Annotated in this window: 14 protein-coding genes; 7 read left to right on the top strand and 7 right to left on the bottom strand. The window is 62.0% G+C overall.

The annotated features are described in order from the left end of the window. Window positions 1–8 precede the first annotated feature (8 nt). From bacA to galE, 6 genes are all read right to left on the bottom strand, one after another. On the bottom strand, window positions 9–824 hold the full coding sequence (gene bacA / locus AB5Y91_RS05855) for an undecaprenyl-diphosphate phosphatase (RefSeq protein ID WP_106885514.1): 816 nt from the start codon (window positions 822–824) through the stop codon (window positions 9–11). A 226-nt stretch (window positions 825–1,050) separates the two neighbouring features. Further along, entirely contained in the window at window positions 1,051–2,046 is a 996-nt protein-coding gene (locus tag AB5Y91_RS05860) for an aldo/keto reductase (RefSeq protein ID WP_368169305.1), read from the bottom strand. Window positions 2,047–2,174: 128 nt separating this feature from the next. Continuing rightward, window positions 2,175–3,167, bottom strand: coding sequence for a galactose-1-epimerase (gene galM, locus AB5Y91_RS05865; protein WP_368169281.1), 993 nt, complete (start codon window positions 3,165–3,167; stop codon window positions 2,175–2,177). Window positions 3,168–3,215: 48 nt separating this feature from the next. Next, window positions 3,216–4,364, bottom strand: a complete 1,149-nt coding sequence (gene galK / locus AB5Y91_RS05870) for a galactokinase (RefSeq protein ID WP_163148386.1) — start codon at window positions 4,362–4,364, stop codon at window positions 3,216–3,218. Then, window positions 4,361–5,407 carry a UDP-glucose--hexose-1-phosphate uridylyltransferase gene (locus tag AB5Y91_RS05875; RefSeq protein WP_205598901.1) on the bottom strand — a complete coding sequence of 349 codons (1,047 nt, stop codon included), beginning with the start codon at window positions 5,405–5,407 and terminating at the stop codon, window positions 4,361–4,363. Before AB5Y91_RS05875 ends, galK begins: the two co-directional genes overlap by 4 nt. A 51-nt stretch (window positions 5,408–5,458) precedes the next feature. Continuing rightward, window positions 5,459–6,472 (bottom strand): UDP-glucose 4-epimerase GalE, encoded by a 1,014-nt coding sequence (galE, locus tag AB5Y91_RS05880; protein ID WP_368169282.1) that lies wholly within the window; start codon window positions 6,470–6,472, stop codon window positions 5,459–5,461. 217 nt (window positions 6,473–6,689) lie between these two features. Between galE and AB5Y91_RS05885 the strand changes: the two genes are divergently transcribed. From AB5Y91_RS05885 to AB5Y91_RS05910, 6 genes are all read left to right on the top strand, one after another. Further along, window positions 6,690–7,694, top strand: a complete 1,005-nt coding sequence (locus tag AB5Y91_RS05885) for a substrate-binding domain-containing protein (protein WP_163148389.1) — start codon at window positions 6,690–6,692, stop codon at window positions 7,692–7,694. Window positions 7,695–8,217: 523 nt separating this feature from the next. Further along, window positions 8,218–11,259 carry a beta-galactosidase gene (locus AB5Y91_RS05890; RefSeq protein ID WP_368169283.1) on the top strand — a complete coding sequence of 1,014 codons (3,042 nt, stop codon included), beginning with the start codon at window positions 8,218–8,220 and terminating at the stop codon, window positions 11,257–11,259. Window positions 11,260–11,480: 221 nt separating this feature from the next. Continuing rightward, window positions 11,481–12,467 carry a galactose/glucose ABC transporter substrate-binding protein MglB gene (gene mglB, locus AB5Y91_RS05895; protein ID WP_111910882.1) on the top strand — a complete coding sequence of 329 codons (987 nt, stop codon included), beginning with the start codon at window positions 11,481–11,483 and terminating at the stop codon, window positions 12,465–12,467. Window positions 12,468–12,520: 53 nt separating this feature from the next. Beyond that, on the top strand, window positions 12,521–14,041 hold the full coding sequence (gene mglA, locus AB5Y91_RS05900) for a galactose/methyl galactoside ABC transporter ATP-binding protein MglA (protein WP_041206573.1): 1,521 nt from the start codon (window positions 12,521–12,523) through the stop codon (window positions 14,039–14,041). A 15-nt stretch (window positions 14,042–14,056) separates the two neighbouring features. Continuing rightward, window positions 14,057–15,067, top strand: a complete 1,011-nt coding sequence (mglC, locus tag AB5Y91_RS05905; protein ID WP_025328670.1) for a galactose/methyl galactoside ABC transporter permease MglC — start codon at window positions 14,057–14,059, stop codon at window positions 15,065–15,067. Window positions 15,068–15,125: 58 nt separating this feature from the next. Next, a complete protein-coding gene (locus AB5Y91_RS05910) occupies window positions 15,126–16,859 on the top strand; it encodes a methyl-accepting chemotaxis protein (RefSeq protein ID WP_368169284.1) in 1,734 nt (577 codons plus the stop codon). Between the two features lie 805 nt (window positions 16,860–17,664). Here the strand turns inward: AB5Y91_RS05910 and AB5Y91_RS05915 are convergent. Beyond that, window positions 17,665–17,841, bottom strand: a complete 177-nt coding sequence (locus tag AB5Y91_RS05915; RefSeq protein WP_163137515.1) for a hypothetical protein — start codon at window positions 17,839–17,841, stop codon at window positions 17,665–17,667. A 191-nt stretch (window positions 17,842–18,032) separates the two neighbouring features. Here AB5Y91_RS05915 and AB5Y91_RS05920 point away from each other — a divergent pair, with 191 nt between their 5' ends. Then, entirely contained in the window at window positions 18,033–18,245 is a 213-nt protein-coding gene (locus AB5Y91_RS05920) for a hypothetical protein (protein WP_139743815.1), read from the top strand. Window positions 18,246–18,308: the final 63 nt, after the last annotated feature.

Below are 18,308 nucleotides of genomic sequence, written 5' to 3' on the forward strand. Positions count from 1 at the left end.
CCTCGGGATCAGGCCACAAATACCAGGTAGACGGCGAAGGCCACCACGAAGCGGTAGATGGCGAACGGGATGAAGTCGAGGCGACGGATCAGCGCCAGGAAGGTCTTGATGGCGACCATGGCGACCGCGAAGGCGGTGACGAAGCCCACCGCAAACATGGGGAAGTCGGCCATGGAGAGGAAGTCGCGACTCTTGTAGAGGTCCAGTCCGCTGGCCGCCATCATCATGGGCACCGCCATGATGAAGGAGAATTCGGCCGCCGCATGGCGGCTGATGCCCATCAGCATGCCGCCGCTGATGGTGGCGCCGGAGCGGGAGAAACCGGGCCAGAGCGCCAGGCACTGGAACAGGCCTATGCCGAACGCCTGCTTGTAGCTGATGTCGTCCAGTGTCTCGGCGGTGACGGCTGGGCGGAACTTCTCGGCGATGATGAGCAGTATGCCGCCGGCCACCAGGGCATACATCACGGTTTCAGGGCCAAACAGATGGGCCTTGATCCAGCTGTGGATGGCCAGCCCGATGAGCACGGCGGGCAGCATGCCGAGGATGATGTGCACCAGGGAGAGGGTGGCATGCCCAGGTGCCGGTTTCTGACCAAAATGGATGCCGATGAGGCCGAACAGCCGGCGCCAGAACATGACGACCACAGCCAGGATGGAGCCCAGCTGGATCACCACCTCGAAGGTGGCGGCCTTGGGGCCTTCGAAACCGAGCAGGTGGCCGACGATGATCATGTGGCCGGTGGAGGAAACGGGCAGAAACTCGGTCAGGCCTTCCACTATGCCCAGCACGAAGGCCACAAACAGGGCGTAGGATTCGGTCATGGTACAGATCTCTTGGTTGATGGGTCCGGATAAAATCAGCCCCGATCAGGGTCGGGGCGGCCAATGATGGCGGAAAATCACGCGAGCAACCAGAGATTATTGGAAGGGACCGTCGAACCCGCTAGGTGCCGCGCGGCAGGGGTCGTCTGTCTGCGGGCGGCGCGGGGCAGGGGCCGACAGTCCCCTGGTTCCGTCATCTTCTGACATGGTCAGCGGCATAGGCCCGTCATGCCAGCACCGCCAGGATCTGCTGCTGCAGCGCCTCGTCCAATGGCGGCAGGGCCTGGGCCTCGACCGCGCTCACTATCTGCTGCGGGCTGCTGGCGCCGATCAGGGCGCAGCTCACCACGGGATCGCGAAGCACCCACTGCAATGCCAGCTGTGACAGGGGTTGGCCTCGTTGCTGCGCCAGGGCATGGAGGGCGCGGATGCGGGCCAGCTTGTCCGGGGTGATCTGGTCTGGCTGGAGGAAGGGGCTGGCGCTGGCGGCGCGGGAGTCCGCCGGGATCCCCTCCAGGTAGCGATCGCTCAGCAGGCCTCCCGCCAGGGGCGAGAAGGCGACCACCCCCATTCCCTGCTCGCGGCAGACCGGCAGCGTCTCGGCCTCGATGTCGCGCTGGAACAGGGAGTACTTGAGCTGGTTGACCAGGCAGGGGGTGCCCAGCTCCGCCAGCCGGGTCGCCGCCCTGGCGGCAAGCTCGGCCGGGTAGTTGGAGAGGCCGACGTAGAGCGCCTTGCCCTGACGCACCATGAGCGCCAGCGCCTGACAGGTCTCCTCCAGCGGGGTGCGGGGATCCGGCCTGTGGTGATAGAAGATGTCCACATAGTCGAGCCCGAGCCGGCGCAGGCTCTGGTGCAGGCTGGCAAACAGGTACTTGGCGCTGCCGCCATCGCCGTAGGGGCCGTCCCACATCACATAGCCCGCCTTGCTGGCGATGATGAGCTCGTCTCTGTAGGGGGCCAGACTGCGTTTGAGCACGCCGCCGAAGGTGATCTCGGCGGAGCCTGGCGGCGGCCCGTAGTTGTTGGCGAGATCGAAGTGGGTGATCCCCAGATCGAAGGCCTGATGCACCATGGCCTTCACCCTGGCGGGATCGCTCCCGGCGCCGAAGTTGTGCCAGAGGCCGAGGCCTATGCCGGGCAGGCGCAAACCGTGGCGACCGGCGGCTCTGTAGGGCTGGCGCTGGTAACGATCCGGCGCGGCCAGGTAGTGATCATCCATGTTCATCAAGACTCCTGAGTTGGTTCGGTGGACTGTCGTCAGCAAGAGAGGGTGAAGAACCCCACCTCTCCCCTTCATAAGGGGCGTCATAGCGCCTCCCCCTTTGAAGGGGGAGATCGGTAGGGGTCTTAGCCTGCGGGGATCAGGCGGTAACGGGTCTGGTGGTGATACAGCTGGCCCGGCAGCAGCCAGGGGTCGCCGAGCTCGGGCCGGTTCGGGCTGTCCGGCAACTGTTGCGCCTCCAGGCAGAAACCGTCGTAATCCCGGTATGGCCGACCGCTGCGGTCCGGCGTGCTGGCCAGCCAGTTGCCGGTGTAGAACTGCAGAGAGGGTTGATTGGTATGGACCTCCATCACCAGCTGCTTATCCCCTGAGACCACCCGTGCCGCCCACGCCCGTTCGGGGCCATTCAGCAGAAAGGCGTGATCAAAGCCCTTGGCCTGCTGCTGTTGGGGGTGGCTCAGCCAAGCCTGGCCTATGGGGCGTTCGGTGCGCAGATCGAAGGGGCCCTCCACCGGCGTGATGGCGAGCGGCAAACCGCTCTGGTCGGTGGGCAGGAAGCGATCGGCATTGATGCTGATGGCATGATTGCGAATATCAGAGTGCAGATCGCTGCCGCCCTGGTGGCCATCGAGATTGAAGTAGGCGTGGCTGGTGAGGCTGACCGGGGTCGGCGCGTCCGTGCTGGCCCTGAAGTCGACCACCAGATCCTGCTGCTCCAGCCGGTACTCCAGGGTCACTCGAAGGTTGCCGGGGAAGCCCTGATCTCCCGCCCTTGAGAGCAGGGCCAGCCTGACCCTGTCCGCCTCCCGCTCCTTGATCTGCCAGGACTGACGATGGAATCCGGCTCGTCCGCCATGCAGGCAATGGGGGGCCTGATTGGCGTCCAGAGACCAGCGTTCGTCTCCTCGCACCAGCTCGGCGCCGCCGATGCGGTTGGCAAAGCGCCCCGCCACTGCCCCCAGCCACACCTGCTGGGTGGCATAGGCTTCATCGGTGCAGCCCAGCAGCACTTCACGGCGCTGGCCCGCTACCGGCAGGCTGAGGGAGGTGAGGGTGGCGCCAAATTCGAGGCCGCGCAGGCGCAGCCCCTCCTCGTTTTCCAGTTCGAATATCTTCATGGTTTGCCCGTTTCTATGGTCAGTGACCTATCACTCATCTGCTTCCCGTTAGAGCCTGCCAGCCCCGGCGCTGGCGCGGCAGACGTAGCAGTCCGCCTTGAGGCCAAACCTGGCCGGGTACTGGGCCTCGACCACGGCGATCACCTCGTCCACCTGCGCCGGGCGCAGCAGGGCCACCACGCAGCCACCGAAGCCACCCCCTGTCATGCGCACGCCGCCCTGGGTACCGATCTCTGCCTTGATGATCTCCACCAGGCCGTCGATGGCGGGCACGGTGATCTCGAAGTCATCCCGCATGGCGGCATGGGACTGGCCCATCAGCTCGCCGAGGCGCACCAGATCGCCAGAGGCCAGCGCCTCGGCGGCGGCCAGGGTGCGGGCGTTCTCCCCCACCACGTGGCGGGCACGACGGTAGCAGGCTTCGTCCAGCCCGGCCTTGCCCGCTTCCAGCGCGGCCAGATCCAGGTCGCGCAGGGCCTTGACCCCGTAGTGACGGGCGGCGGTCTCGCACTGCTGGCGACGGGTGTTGTATTCGCTGTCCACCAGGCCGCGGCGCACGTTTGAGTTGACGATCAGCACCGCCAGATCTTCGGGCATGGGGATGAGGCGGGTCTCCAGGGAGCGGCAGTCCAGCAGCAGGGCGTGATCCTGCTTGCCACTGGCGGAGATCATCTGATCCATGATGCCGCAGTTGCAGCCGACGAACTGGTTCTCCGCCTGCTGGCCGTTGAGGGCGATCTCGGCCTGGCTGATGTGAAGCCCCAGGGCCTCCTTGAAGGCCTGGCCTATGGCCACCTCAAGAGACGCGGACGACGACAGGCCGGTCCCCTGGGGCACGTTGCCTGAGACCACCAGATTGAGGCCGCGCAGGGCATGGCCACGGGCTTGCAGATGCTTGACCACGCCGCGAATGTAGTCGCTCCAGCGCTGGTCCGGATGATGGGTGATGGGCTTGTCCAGGTCGAACAGATCCCGTTGGTTGCCGTAGTCGGCGGCGATCACGTGCACCAGGTTGTCGCTGCGCAGGCCGATGGCGACACAGGTCTCGTAGTCGATGGCGCAGGGCAGCACGAAGCCGTCGTTGTAGTCGGTGTGCTCGCCGATGAGGTTGACGCGACCGGGGGCGCGCACCAGCAGGTCGGGTTGTTGCTCAAACTGCTCGGCAAACACGGCGCTGACGCGTTGGCTCGGGGTCATGGGGTCACCTCATTGGCTTTGTAATGAACGGGGGAGAGGGAGCGCAGGCGCTCGGCGGCCTGTTCCGGGGTCAGGTCTCGCTGGGTTTCGGCCAGCATCTCGAAGCCCACCATGAACTTGCGTACCGTGGCGGAGCGCAGCAGGGGCGGATAGAAGTGGGCGTGCAGTTGCCAGGCCTCGGGACAATCCGACTTGGGCGGCGCGAAGTGCCAGCCCATGGAGTAGGGGAAGCTGCACTCGAATAGATTGTCGTAGCGGCTGGTGAGCTCCTTGAGCGCCACCGCCAGATCCTCTTGCTGCTCCTGGGTGAGATCCAGCAGGGAGGGCACATGGGCCTTGGGCAGCAGCAGGGTTTCGAACGGCCAGGCCGCCCAGAAGGGCACCACTGCCAGCCAGTGTTCGGTCTCCACCACTATGCGGGATCTGTCCGCCAGTTCCCGCTCCACATAGTCCAGCAGCAGCGGGCGGCCGTGTTCGGCCAGCCAGTCGCGCTGGTGCTGCTCTTCGCGGGCGATCTCGTTGGGCAGGAAGTCGCTGCCCCACAGCTGGCCATGGGGATGGGGGTTGGAGCAGCCCATGACGGCGCCCTTGTTTTCAAAGACTTGCACCCAGTCCCACTGGCTCGACAGCTCGGCCACCTGGCTCATCCAGGTGGTGATCACCGCTTCTATGGCGGGCAGCGCCAGCTCGGGGAGTGTCTTGCCGTGATCCGGCGAGAAGCAGATGACCCGGCTGGTGCCGCGGGCGGCCTCCAGCTTCAGCAGGGGATCCTGCTGGCTGTCGGCGGCCGGGGTGTCCTGCATCAGGGCGGCGAAGTCGTTGGTGAAGACGAAGGTTTTTTGATAGTCGGGATTCTGGTCGCCGGTGACGCGCTTGTTGCCCGCACAGAGGAAGCAGTCCGGATCGTGGGACTGGCTCGGTGCCTGGCTTATTTTTTCGACCTGACCCTGCCAGGGGCGCTTGGCCCTGTGGGGGGAGACCAGCACATATTGGCCGGTCAGCGGGTTGAAACGGCGGTGGGGGTGATCAACAGGGTTGAACATCATCACTCCAATCAATGAGTTGAGAAAATCGTAACGGGCAGGCCGTCAGGCCTACTCCTCGTAACCGTTCGGGTTGGCGAACTGCCAGCGCCAGCTGTCGGCGCACATGGCCGCGAGATCCCGGGTGGCATGCCAGCCCAGCTCGCGCTCGGCCTTGGCGGGATCGGCCCAGCATTCGGCGATGTCACCCGGGCGTCTGGGTTCGATGCGACAGGGCAGGGGGCGGCCGCATGCCGCCTCGAACGCCGCCACCATCTGCAGCACGCTCTGGCCCTGGCCCGTACCCAGGTTGTAAGGGTGGACGCCGCCTCGCCCCGCACAGTGGTGCAGCGCCTTGACGTGCCCCTCGGCGAGATCCATCACATGGATATAGTCGCGCACCCCTGTGCCGTCCACAGTGTTGTAATCGTTTCCAAAGACCGAGAGACAGTCACGACGGCCAATGGCCACCTGGGTGATATAGGGCATGAGATTGTTGGGCATGCCCTGGGGATCCTCCCCCAGGGTGCCGGACTCGTGGGCACCGACCGGGTTGAAGTAGCGCAGCAGCGTCATGCTCCAGTGGGGTTCGGCAGTCTGCAGATCCTCGAGGATCTCCTCGATGATCAGCTTGGAACGGCCATAGGGATTGGTGGCGCTGCGCGGGAAGTCTTCCCGGATGGGGGTGCTGGCCGGGTCGCCGTAGACGGTGGCCGAGGAGCTGAACACCAGGTTGTGAACCCCGGCCCGCTTCATCGCCTGCAGCAGCACCAGGGTGCCGCTCAGGTTGTTCTCATAATATTCGAGGGGGATCCGGGTCGATTCGCCGACCGCTTTCAGGGCGGCGAAGTGGATCACGGCGTCTATCTGCTGCTCGGCGAAGATGCTGTCCAGCAGGGCAGGATCACGGATGTCCCCCTGATAGAATTTGGGCATCTGCCCGCTGATGGCGGCGACCCGTGTCAGCACGGCGGCCTTGCTGTTGCAGAGGTTGTCCACCACCACGGGCTCCATGCCTGCCGCCTGCAAGGCCAGACAGGTGTGGCTGCCGATATAGCCGCAACCGCCGGTCACCAGTACTCTCATCCTCTTCTCCACCGTTCGTGCCTCACGCAAGGAAAGCCTGAGCAGGAGTCTAGCCGAGGGGCTGACGGACAAACTGTGAACTGGTTAACAAATATGTGGAAACGATTACACTTGTTTGTGTGGTTATAAATGCATCGACATGGCTTTTCCCCCTGTTATCAGTGACATTGCCCGGTATAATGGCGCCATATCGAACCGTGAAATAAGTGAAAACAGCATGAGCACCATCAAGGATGTCGCCCGTTTGGCCAATGTATCGGTGGCAACGGTTTCACGGGTGATGAACAACTCACCCAAGGCCAGCGCCGCCTCCCGCGAGGTAGTGCAGAAGGCCATGGCCGAGCTGGGCTACACCCCCAACGCCAACGCCCGGGCCCTGGTCAGCCAGACCTGCGACACCATGGGGGTGGTGGTCGGTGACGTGGCGGATCCCTTCTTCGGAGCCCTGGTCAAGGGGGTCGCCGCCGTGGCGGTGGAACAGGGGTTGCACCTGCTGATGGGTAATGGTTTTCACCGCGCCCAGCAGGAGCGGGAAGCCATAGATCTGCTGATCGGCAAGCGCTGCGAGGCGCTGGTGGTGCACAGCAAGGCGCTCAGCGACGAGGAGCTCATCGACTACGCCCTGCGAGCCCCCGGCATGGTGCTGATCAACCGCGACATCCCGAGCCTTCGGGGCCGCTGCATCGCCCTCAACAACCGGCAGGGGGCCGCCACCGCGACCCGCCATCTGCTGGAGCTGGGGCACCGTCACATCGCCTTCCTCAGTTCGGATCACGCCATCGAGGATGCCCTGCTGCGCCATCAGGGTTATCAGGATGCCCTGGCCGAGGCGGGTTTGAGCGCCGATCCCGAGCTGGTGGAGAGCGGCATGCCCAATGAGGAAGGGGGGGAGCGCGCCATGCTCAACCTGCTGGCCAAGGGGCTGCCCATCACGGCCGTGGTGGCCTACAACGACGCCATGGCGGCAGGGGCCATCTCGGTGCTGGCGGACAACGGCCTCAAGGTGCCGGAAGAGGTCTCTGTGGTGGGCTTCGATGACATCATCTATGCCAGATACCTGAGACCCAAGCTATCCACCATGCGCTATCCCATCGAACTCATGGCCGCTCAGGCCGCCAAACTGGCGTTGCAACTCGCCGCCGGGGAGAGCGAGACGGTGCAGAGCCGGATCTACACCCCGACCCTTATCAACCGCCACTCGGTCGCGCCCGTCAGGCTCTGATCGCCGCATCTTCTCGCCGCCGTCATGACGGTGGAGTGAAGGCGGTAGAGGCGTGTTTACAGGCTCACGTTCTTCCCATTTGCCGTTGTCATGGCGCTGGAGTGGGGGGGGGCAGAGGCGCCGCTACACGCCCAGGTCCCTGTTCAATTGCCGCTTGATGGCGTCCGCCAGTCTCTGAACAATCGCATCCGATGGCCCTCCAGCCTCTGAAGGCTGTGTCTCCTTGCCGTCTTCTGACGGTGGATTGGAGGTCGTTGAGTGGCCGCCTCTGATGATGCGCCTAAAGAGTTCCCATTCGAGGCTAAGCCTCTCTCTTTTTCCCCGGTTTCCCCGTCTGGATCGCCCCGTTTCAGCCTGCCTATCCGGCAGTGCGATCTTTTACTTTCATTTATCTTATTTTTACCCTGTTTTACTTAACAAAATCAGTGTAATCGTTTACATCTGTGTGAGCGAGATCGCCGATCACCGGGCAAAACTCCCCTACACTGCATGCGTTATCTGTTTCATGCAGGGAGAGAGAAGAATGCTCAGGGAGATAGTGGCCCGTCAGGACTGGCAGACCCAGGCGATTACATCGGTGAATCGTCTGCCTGCCCATACCCCCTTGTTCAGCTGGCGCAGCGAGGCCGATGCCCGTGCCGGGCTCCCTTCGCCCTCCCGCATGCTGCTCGATGGCGACTGGCGTTTCTCCTTCTTCGAAGCCCCTGAGCTGGTGCCAGAGGAGTGGCTGAGCGGGGATCTGCCCGGCGCGACCCCCATCAGGGTGCCCGGCAACTGGCAACTGCAGGGGTTTGATCGCCCCATCTATACCAACATCAAGTACCCCTTCCCCTGCGATCCGCCCCGGGTGCCGGCCGAGAATCCCACTGGCTGCTATTCCCGCGAGTTTGCACTGCCCGTCGACTGGCTGGCCAGCGGCCAGACCCGCATCATTTTCGATGGGGTAGACAGCGCCTTCCATCTGTTCTGCAACGGCCGCTGGGTCGGTTACTCCCAGGACAGCAGGCTGCCCGCCGAATTCGATCTCGGCGACTTCCTGCAGGCCGGTGCGAACCGGCTGGCCGTGCTGGTGCTGCGCTGGTCCGATGGCTCCTATCTGGAGGATCAGGACATGTGGCGCATGAGCGGCATCTTCCGCTCCGTCAGCCTGCTGCACAAACCCGAGCGCCGGTTGCTGGACGTGCGGCTGACCCCAGTGCTGGACGCCTGTTACCGGGACGCCCGCCTCAAGGTGGCGCTGCAGGTCAATGAGGGCGCCGGGCTGGCGGTGGAGGCCAAGCTCTATTTCGGCGAGACGCTGATCGCCGATCGGCGCCAGCCGCTCGGCACAGGCGCCATCGACGAGAAGGGCGCCTACCCAGACAGGGCCGAGCTGTGGCTGGAGGTAGCGGCGCCGCACAAGTGGAGCGCCGAGACGCCGCACCTCTATCGACTGACCCTGACCCTGCTGGATGAGCAGGGCGAGCCCATCGAGAGCGAGGCCCATGATGTGGGTTTTCGGGCGGTGGAGATCAAGGGCGGCCTGCTGAGGGTCAACGGCCAGCCGCTGCTGATCCGCGGCGCCAATCGCCACGAACACGATCCCGCCCTGGGCCATGTGGTGACCCCTGCCGCCATGGAGCAGGATCTGCGGCTGATGAAGCAGCACAACTTCAACGCGGTGCGCTGCTCCCACTACCCCAACCATCCCGAGTTCTACCAACTGTGTGACCGGCTCGGCCTCTACGTGGTGGACGAGGCGAACCTGGAGACCCACGGCATGACCCCCATGGGGCGGCTGGCGCAGGATCCCGCCTGGAGCAACGCCTTCCTGGAGCGGGTTACCCGCATGGTAGCGCGGGACTTCAACCACCCCAGCATCATCATCTGGTCCCTGGGCAACGAATCCGGCTATGGCCCGGCCCACGACGCCATGTACCAGTGGGTCAAACGGGCCGATCCGAGCCGGCCGGTCCAGTACGAAGGGGGCGGGGCCGATACCCCGGCCACCGACATCATCTGCCCCATGTATGCCCGTACCCATCAGGATCAACCCTTCCCGGCGGTGCCCAAGTGGGCGCTGGCCAAGTGGATAGGCCTGCCGGAAGAGACCCGGCCGCTCATCCTCTGCGAATATGCCCACGCCATGGGCAACAGCCTGGGGGGCTACGCCCACTACTGGCAGGCGTTTCGCGATCATCCCCGCTTGCAGGGCGGCTTCGTGTGGGATTGGGTGGATCAGGGGCTCGACAAGCAGACCGACGATGGCCGCCATTTCTGGGCCTATGGCGGTGACTTCGGCGATATTCCCAACGATCGCCAGTTCTGCTGCAACGGCCTGCTGTTCCCGGACCGGACTCCGCATCCCGCCCTGTTCGAGGCGAAACGGGCCCAGCAGCCCTTCATGCTGACCCTGCAAAGCCGGCAGCCGCTCCGGGTCGAGATCCGCAGCGAATACCTGTTCCGCCCCACGGACAACGAGGTGTTGCGCTGGCAGCTGCTGGAGGACGGTGTGGTGCTGAGCCAGGGTGAGTGCCCGCTCGAGCTGGCGCCCCAGGGCAGAGTGACGCTGACCCTGCTGGAGCGGCTGCCGGGATTTGCCGCAGGCACCCTGGCCTGGCTGGAGCTGGCCATAGTGCAGCCCACCGCCACGGCCTGGGCCGGGGCGGATCACGAGGTGGCGCGCCAGCAATGCATGCTGCCGACCCCTCTGGCCCTGCCTGTTACCCGGGCTCCCGCCTCATTGAGCGAACAGCCGGACCACTGGCTGGTGCGTGCCGCAGGCAGCGAGTGGCGGCTGGACAAGGCCAGCGGCCGCATCAGCAGCTGGCAGAAACAGGGCCGTGAGCGGCTGCGGGATGCCATCGCCGATCACTTCTACCGGGCACCGCTCGACAACGACATCGGCACCAGCGAGGCGGATCACGCGGATCCCAACGCCTGGATTGCCCGCTGGCAGGAGGCCGGGCTCAATGATCTGCAGCACCGCTGCCTCGGCCTGGAGGCTAACCCCGATAAGGGGACGCTGGTCGTATCCCACGGTTACTTCGTCGGGGAGTCGCTGCGGCTGCTGACCCGCTGGCATCACAGCTTCGGTGCCGACGGCGCCATGGCGCTGCGCATAGAGGTGGAGGTTGCCGCCGATATGCCATCCCTGCCCCGCATCGGGGCCAGGCTCTGGCTGGCCGACGAGGTCGACGAGGTGAGCTGGCTGGGACGCGGTCCCCACGAGAACTATCCGGATCGTCAGCTTGCCGCCGACCTCCATCGCTGGCAATTGCCGATCTCGGCCCTGCACACCCCCTATGTGTTCCCGACCGACAACGGGTTGCGTTGCGATACCCGTCAGCTGCGCCTCGCAGAGGTGAGCATGGAGGGCAAGTTCCACTTCAGCGTCAGCCGCTACAGCCAGCAGCAGCTGGCCCAGGCCCGCCACCAGACCGATCTGGTGGCTCAGGGGGGATTGCACCTCTGCCTGGATGGTTTCCACATGGGTGTAGGGGGCGATGACTCCTGGAGCCAGAGCGTGCGACCCGAATTCTGGTTGCCGCCTGGAAGTTACAGTTGGAACTGTGTTCTACACTGAATCTGACGCCGATGACGAAAATGGATTCGTAAAGGTCTTTTAATTGGTTATCTGATTGATTTTAAAATGTTTTATGTCTATGTAACAGAGTGTAAACGTTTTCATTTTGTTGCCATGATCACAGACCGCCATACAACAAACTGATTACATTAGGCTGGCGCCAGTTCAAACGGTGTACAGCATTCCCTACAAAAACAGATATTAGAGATCGGAGCATAACAATGAAAAAACTCACGACAGTTGCCACCTTGCTGATGGGACTGATGGCGGGAGCCCAAGCCCAGGCCGATACCCGTATCGGTGTCACCGTCTACAAGTATGACGACAACTTCATGGCGGTAGTGCGCAAGGCCATCGAGAAGGAAGCGGCAGCCAATCCCGGTGTGGAGCTGCTGATGAATGACTCCCAGAATGACCAGTCCAAGCAGAACGACCAGATCGACGTGCTGCTGGCCAAGGGCGTGAAGGCGCTGGCCATCAACCTGGTTGACCCGGCGGCGGCCCCTGTCGTGATCGAGAAGGCCCGTGCGGACGAGATCCCCGTGGTGTTCTACAACAAGGAACCGAGCGCGGCCGACCTGGCCAGCTATGACAAGGCCTACTACGTGGGTACCGACTCCAAGGAGTCAGGCATCATCCAGGGCCAGCTGATCGCCAAGCACTGGAAGGCACACCCTGAGTGGGATCTGAACAAGGACGGCGTCATCCAGTTCGTGCTGCTGAAGGGCGAGCCGGGCCACCCGGATGCGGAAGCCCGCACCACCTACGTCGTCAAGACCCTGAATGACGGCGGCGTCAAGACAGAGCAGCTGCACATGGATACCGGTATGTGGGATACCGCCATGGCGAAAGACAAGATGGACGCCTGGATCTCCGGCCCCAACGCCAACAAGATCGAAGTGGTCATCGCCAACAACGACGGTATGGCAATGGGCGCTGTTGAATCCCTGAAAGCCCAGGGCAAGAGCGCCATCCCGGTGTTCGGCGTCGATGCCCTGCCGGAAGCCCTGGCCATGGTCAAGAGCGGTGCCATGGCGGGTACTGTGCTGAACGATGCGGCCAACCAGGCCAAGGCCACCTACGAGCTGACCAAGAACCTGGCTGAAGGCAAGCCGGCCGGTGAAGGCACCAACTGGAAGATCGACAACAAGGTCGTGCGTGTTGCCTACGTGGGCGTTGATAAAGACAACCTGTCCCAATTCGAGTAATTCCCCCCTCCAGGGCAAGGGAGATCCCCTTGCCCTTTTTTCAACCAGATGTGATGGCTGATATGACAACACGGCAACAATCAGAATGGCTGTTGGAGATGATTGACGTCAGTAAGAGCTTTCCTGGCGTCAAGGCACTCGATAATGTCAATTTACGGGTCCGTCCTCATTCTGTGCATGCGTTGATGGGCGAGAATGGCGCAGGAAAGTCCACGCTGCTCAAGTGCCTGTTCGGCATCTACGAGAAGGATCAGGGCAAGATCTTCTTCAAGGGCGAGGAGGTCAACTTCACCTCTTCCAAAGAGGCGCTGGAAAATGGCGTATCCATGGTGCACCAGGAGCTGAACCTGGTATTGCAACGCACCGTGATGGACAACATGTGGCTAGGTCGCTATCCCACCAAGGGCTGGTTCATCGACCACGGCAAGATGTATGACGACACCAAGCGCATCTTCGACGAGCTGGACATCGACATAGACCCCCGGGTCAAGGTCGGCACCCTCTCCGTCTCCCAGATGCAGATGATCGAGATCGCCAAGGCATTCTCCTATGACGCCAAGATCGTCATCATGGACGAACCCACCTCCTCCCTGACCGAGAAAGAGGTCAACCACCTCTTCAAGATCATCAACAAGTTGAAGGACAAGGGGTGCGGCATCGTCTACATCTCCCACAAGATGGAAGAGATCTTCCAGCTCTGTGACGAGATCACCATATTGCGGGATGGCCAGTGGGTGGCGACCCAGCCGCTCGAGGGCATGACCATGGATCAGATCATCGGCATGATGGTCGGTCGTGAGTTGACCCAGCGCTTCCCGGAGAAAACCAACCAGCCGAAAGAGGTGATCCTCGAAGTCGAGCACCTGACGGCCAAGAACCAGCCTTCCATCAAGGACGTGAGCTTCAACCTGCACAAGGGGGAGATCCTCGGCATCGCCGGTCTGGTGGGGGCAAAGCGCACCGACATAGTCGAGACCCTGTTCGGCATCCGCGATCACAGCGACGGTGTCATCAAGTTGCACGGCAAGGAGGTCGCCAATCGCAACGCCCACGAGGCGATCCAGAACGGCTTCGCCCTGGTGACGGAGGAGCGCCGCTCCACCGGGATCTATTCCCGTCTCGATATCGCCTTCAACTCCCTGATCGCCAACATGGACAGCTACAAGGGATCCATGGGGCTGCTCAGCGACAACAAGATGAAGAGCGATACCCAGTGGGTCATCGACTCCATGCGGGTCAAGACACCGACCCAGCAGACACAGATTGGCTCCCTCTCCGGGGGCAACCAGCAGAAGGTCATCATAGGCCGCTGGCTGCTGACCCAGCCGGAGATCCTGATGCTGGATGAACCGACCCGCGGCATAGACGTGGGCGCCAAGTTCGAGATCTATCAGCTCATCCTGGAGCTGGCGAAGAAGGACAAGGGCATCATCATCATCTCGTCCGAGATGCCTGAACTGCTGGGGATCACGGATCGCATCATGGTCATGAGCAATGGCCGGGTCGCGGGGATCGTCAACACCAAAGAAACTGACCAGAGCGAGATCCTGCGCCTGGCATCTCTGTACCTATAAAGACAGGAAGACATTATGGAGTCGGCTAAAAATTTCAATCTGATGCAGGCGCTCAAAGAGAACGCCATCTACCTGGTGCTGCTGGTGTTGCTCATGATCATAGTGATCCAGGAGCCCTCCTTCCTCAGCCTCACCAACCTCAGCAACATACTGACCCAGTCCTCGGTGCGGGTCATCATAGCCCTCGGGGTGGCGGGCATCATCATCACCCAGGGTACGGATCTCTCGGCCGGTCGTCAGGTCGGTCTGGCGGCGCTGATCGCGGCCACCATGCTGCAGGCGCTGACCAACGTCAACAAGGTGTTCCCCAGTCTGGGTGAAGTGCCCATTCCGGCGGTGATCCTGCTGGTGTGCGCTGTGGGAGCCCTGATCGGTCTGGTCAACGGCCTGATTGTTGCCTACCTGAACGTGACGCCCTTCATCACCACCCTGGGCACCATGATCATCGTCTACGGCATCAACTCCCTCTACTTTGACTCTGTAGGTGCCTCCCCGGTGGCCGGCTTCGACCCCCGCTTCTCCAGCTTCGCGCAGGGCTTTATCCGGATAGGGGGGTTCAAGCTTTCGTATCTCACCTTCTACGCGGCCATCGCCAGCGTCTTCGTCTGGGTGCTGTGGAACAAGACCCGCTTTGGCAAGAACATCTTCGCCATCGGCGGCAACCCGGAAGCCGCCAAGGTCTCCGGTGTCAACGTGGCCGTCAACCTGGTGATGATCTACGCCCTGGCCGGCGTCTTCTACGCCTTCGGCGGCATGCTGGAAGCGGGCCGCATCGGCAGCGCCACCAACAACCTCGGCTTCATGTATGAACTCGATGCCATCGCGGCCTGCGTGGTGGGCGGTGTCTCCTTTGCCGGTGGTGTGGGGACTGTCGCCGGTGTCATCACTGGGGTGCTCATCTTCACCCTGATCAACTACGGCTTGACCTACATAGGGGTCAGCCCCTACTGGCAGTTCATCATCAAGGGCGGCATCATCATTCTTGCCGTGGCCCTGGACTCCATGAAGTACGCCAAGAAGAAGTAAGCATTGGCAGAGAGGGTCGGACATGTTCCGGCCCTTTCTACTTGGAGGGACCCACCCCATGCCATTCAAAGTCAAAATCAACGTTCTGCTGCTGCTCGCCATCCTGGTCACCATCGGTACCGCCTGGTTCAGCGTCAATCACTTCATCAGTGGCTATATCCGCACCCAGGCGACCCAGAACATCAACGAGCAGATCACCCTGGTCAAGGAGAAGCTGGCCGGTGACATCAACCAGAAGGTGCTGCTGGCGGCGAACCTCAACCTCGGGGTGACCAGCGTCAAGAAGGCGCTGCAGGAGACCGGCTTTCACAACATCGTCAAGCTGATCGGCGACATGGCGTTCGACGTGAACGGGGTCATCGACGACAAGGCCAGGGTTGAAGCCCTGCGCAAGCTGATCCCCGCCGCCAACAACCAGATCACCGTCAGCTCGCTGGAGCAGCTGGACGGCAAGCCGGTCATCTCCATCCTGGTGCCCCGGGGTGCCGATTCCGCCTACCTCTATTACCTCGACATGAGCGAGTTCAAGGCGCTGCTGGCGAAGGTAAGCGGGGAGGGGCGCTACTTCTCCCTCGCGGACAGTCAGGGCCAGGTGCTCTACAGCAGCAAGCCACAGGGAGAGAGCGAGTCTCGCCCCAACCAGCTGGATATCCGTGGCAGCCAGTGGCTCCTGACCGGTTATGTTGACCTCGATTACATCCGGTCCATGACCCAGGCGCTCAACGGCAAGATCACCCTGGCCCTGCTCGGGGTCGCGGCCCTGGTGCTGGTGATCTCCATGGTGGCCCTCAACCTGGCCTACCGCCCCATCCTCTCCCTGCGTGATCTGGTGCAGGAGCTGTCCCGGGGCAGCGGCGATCTGACCCGCCGCCTGACGGTGACCAGTACGGATGATCTCGGCCAGATCTCGGCCGGCATCAACCGCTTCATCGAGCGGCTGCAGGAGATGATGGGAGAGGTACGGGAAGCCAGCGGCCAGCTCAACGAAGGGATCTCGGGTCTGGCCAGGCAGACGGGCTCCGCCCAGGGGCTGTTGGCCGAGCATGTGCGAGAGACCGAACAGGTGGTCACCGCCATCAACGAGATGAGCCGTACTGCCGTCTCGGTATCGGAGAGCGCCGCCAGCACGGCCCAGCTGACCGGCCAGAGCCAGCAGCTCGCGAGCCAGTCGCGCCGGGTGGTGGATCAGGCCATGGCCAGCGTGACCGCCCTGGTGACGGAGGTGGAAACCACGGCCCACTCCATCGCCGCCATGCAGCAGGATGTGCAGCAGATTGGCTCCATCCTCGGGGTCATCGGCGGCATCGCCGAGCAGACCAACCTGCTGGCCCTCAACGCTGCCATCGAGGCCGCCCGGGCCGGCGAGCAGGGGCGCGGCTTTGCCGTGGTGGCCGATGAGGTGCGCTCCCTGGCGGGCCGCACCCAGCAGAGCACGGCCGAGATCCAGACCATGCTGACCCGGTTGCAGCGGGGGACCCAGACTGTGGTGGCCGCCATGGGCAACACCCGGCAGAGCTGTCAGGATGCGGCAGAGAATACCAGCAAGGTGAATGCGTCGCTGGATCTGATGGCGGGGGAAGTGGTGGAGATCAACGATCTCATCAGTCATATCGCGACAGCGGCGGAGCAGCAGAGTGCGGTGGCCGAGGAGATCAACCGCAACATGAGCGCCATCGCCGAGGTGATCACCCAGCTCAAGGGCAATGGTGAGCGGACTGTGGAGAGTTCGACTTCAATGCAGCACACCTATGACAGGCTGCGGGAGATAGTGGGACACTTCCGACTGGAGTAAGGTCGGTGGGACTGGTCGTGGGCACCCTGGCCGTTGGCACCGGGGTGACAGATCTGTAGAAAAACGTGAAAAATGCCCAAAAAAGATGGGGGCGACTTGCGTCGCCCCCGATAGTCTTATCGCTCATATCCTTGAACGAAGTTGCTCCCTGCAATCCCTGACTATACCTCTTCCTTTAGGTTTCCCCTTCCCAATCCTTTGGGGTGTCCTTTAGCCATCATGGCCTGACGAGTCATCCGTTCCCGTCGCACTTTCTCCGTCCTGGGAGGTGTCCTTTACCACATCCTGTGGTGAGTCCATTTGCCCAACCCTGGCAGCCAGTCTTCCTGACCGACTTCATTGCGTCCGTGCAGGAGTAACTATAAGGATTTCCCGGGGGACGACAACGGCATGTTGAAAAACGTTTTTTCGAAACTCGTTTCTCGAGAAATGATAATGATGTTATTTCGTTATAAATCATATCATTGCTGTTTTTAAGTGCGGTTTTTTTGCTCCTATCTTCCGACTATGGCGAGAATTTTTGAGGCGCTTGGCTTACACCTTCTATGGCGAATGTCTCACGGCTCGTTTAACTGAGGTTCAGAAAAGTCACCAGGGTCAGAGTCGATCGCAGATAGGCGAGCCGGGGCCGTCAGCATCCAGGGTCAGAGGCACCTGTGCCAGGACGGGTTGAGGGGGGAACACAGAGGGTTGCATGGGGTTGCTGGCCGGAAGCGGCTAGAAGGAGCGGGCTTATCGGGGGAGGGGTATGCCGGTGTGGGGAACTGACAACCCAGGAGGAGGAGTCCTCCCCCTGGGGGCAGTATCAATGGTGCTGCTGGCCGCCATGCTGTTGGCACAGATAGGCGGGGAGCAGCTTCTGGGGGGACTGGTCAACATGGCACACCACCAGCGGTATGGCGGGAGCACCTTGGGCCTGAACCAGGGTCGGGGCCATGGGCAGAACCAGGGCGACCAGTAGAAACAGCGATTTGATCTTCATGGTTATCTCCTTGGTGATAGAAAATAGCGTGATCCTGATCACTTTCTGAGTTAAGGCGAACCCGGGAGTGGCGCAAGGTGGCGCAATAAATTCAACTAATGAAAAAACTTTAAAACCGGGATGCAATGGCGCTGGTGAGAAAAGCATCGCCAGGATGCGCTCAGAATGCATATCCATATAAAGGAGATGCGATGAGCACCCTGATACGGAGGGCTGCCCGTGCGGGTTGGCGCCGATGCCATGATCTGGGACAAGAGATGGATTATTCAGGCGAAGGGATGAAGATGACTATTTATGTGGTGAGTGGCGGGAGTATTTATGAGGATAAATGCATGGATGAGCGTATAAAATTCAAACAAAAAATAAAATCCATCCATGCCAATGATTTTATTGATTATTTTTAATTGTTCATATCCATTTGTAGATATCTGGCATGAATGAAAACGGTATCTTGGTGAAATAAAACC

Source organism: Aeromonas sp. R4-3 (assembly GCF_040908275.1).
GTDB lineage: Bacteria > Pseudomonadota > Gammaproteobacteria > Enterobacterales > Aeromonadaceae > Aeromonas > Aeromonas rivipollensis.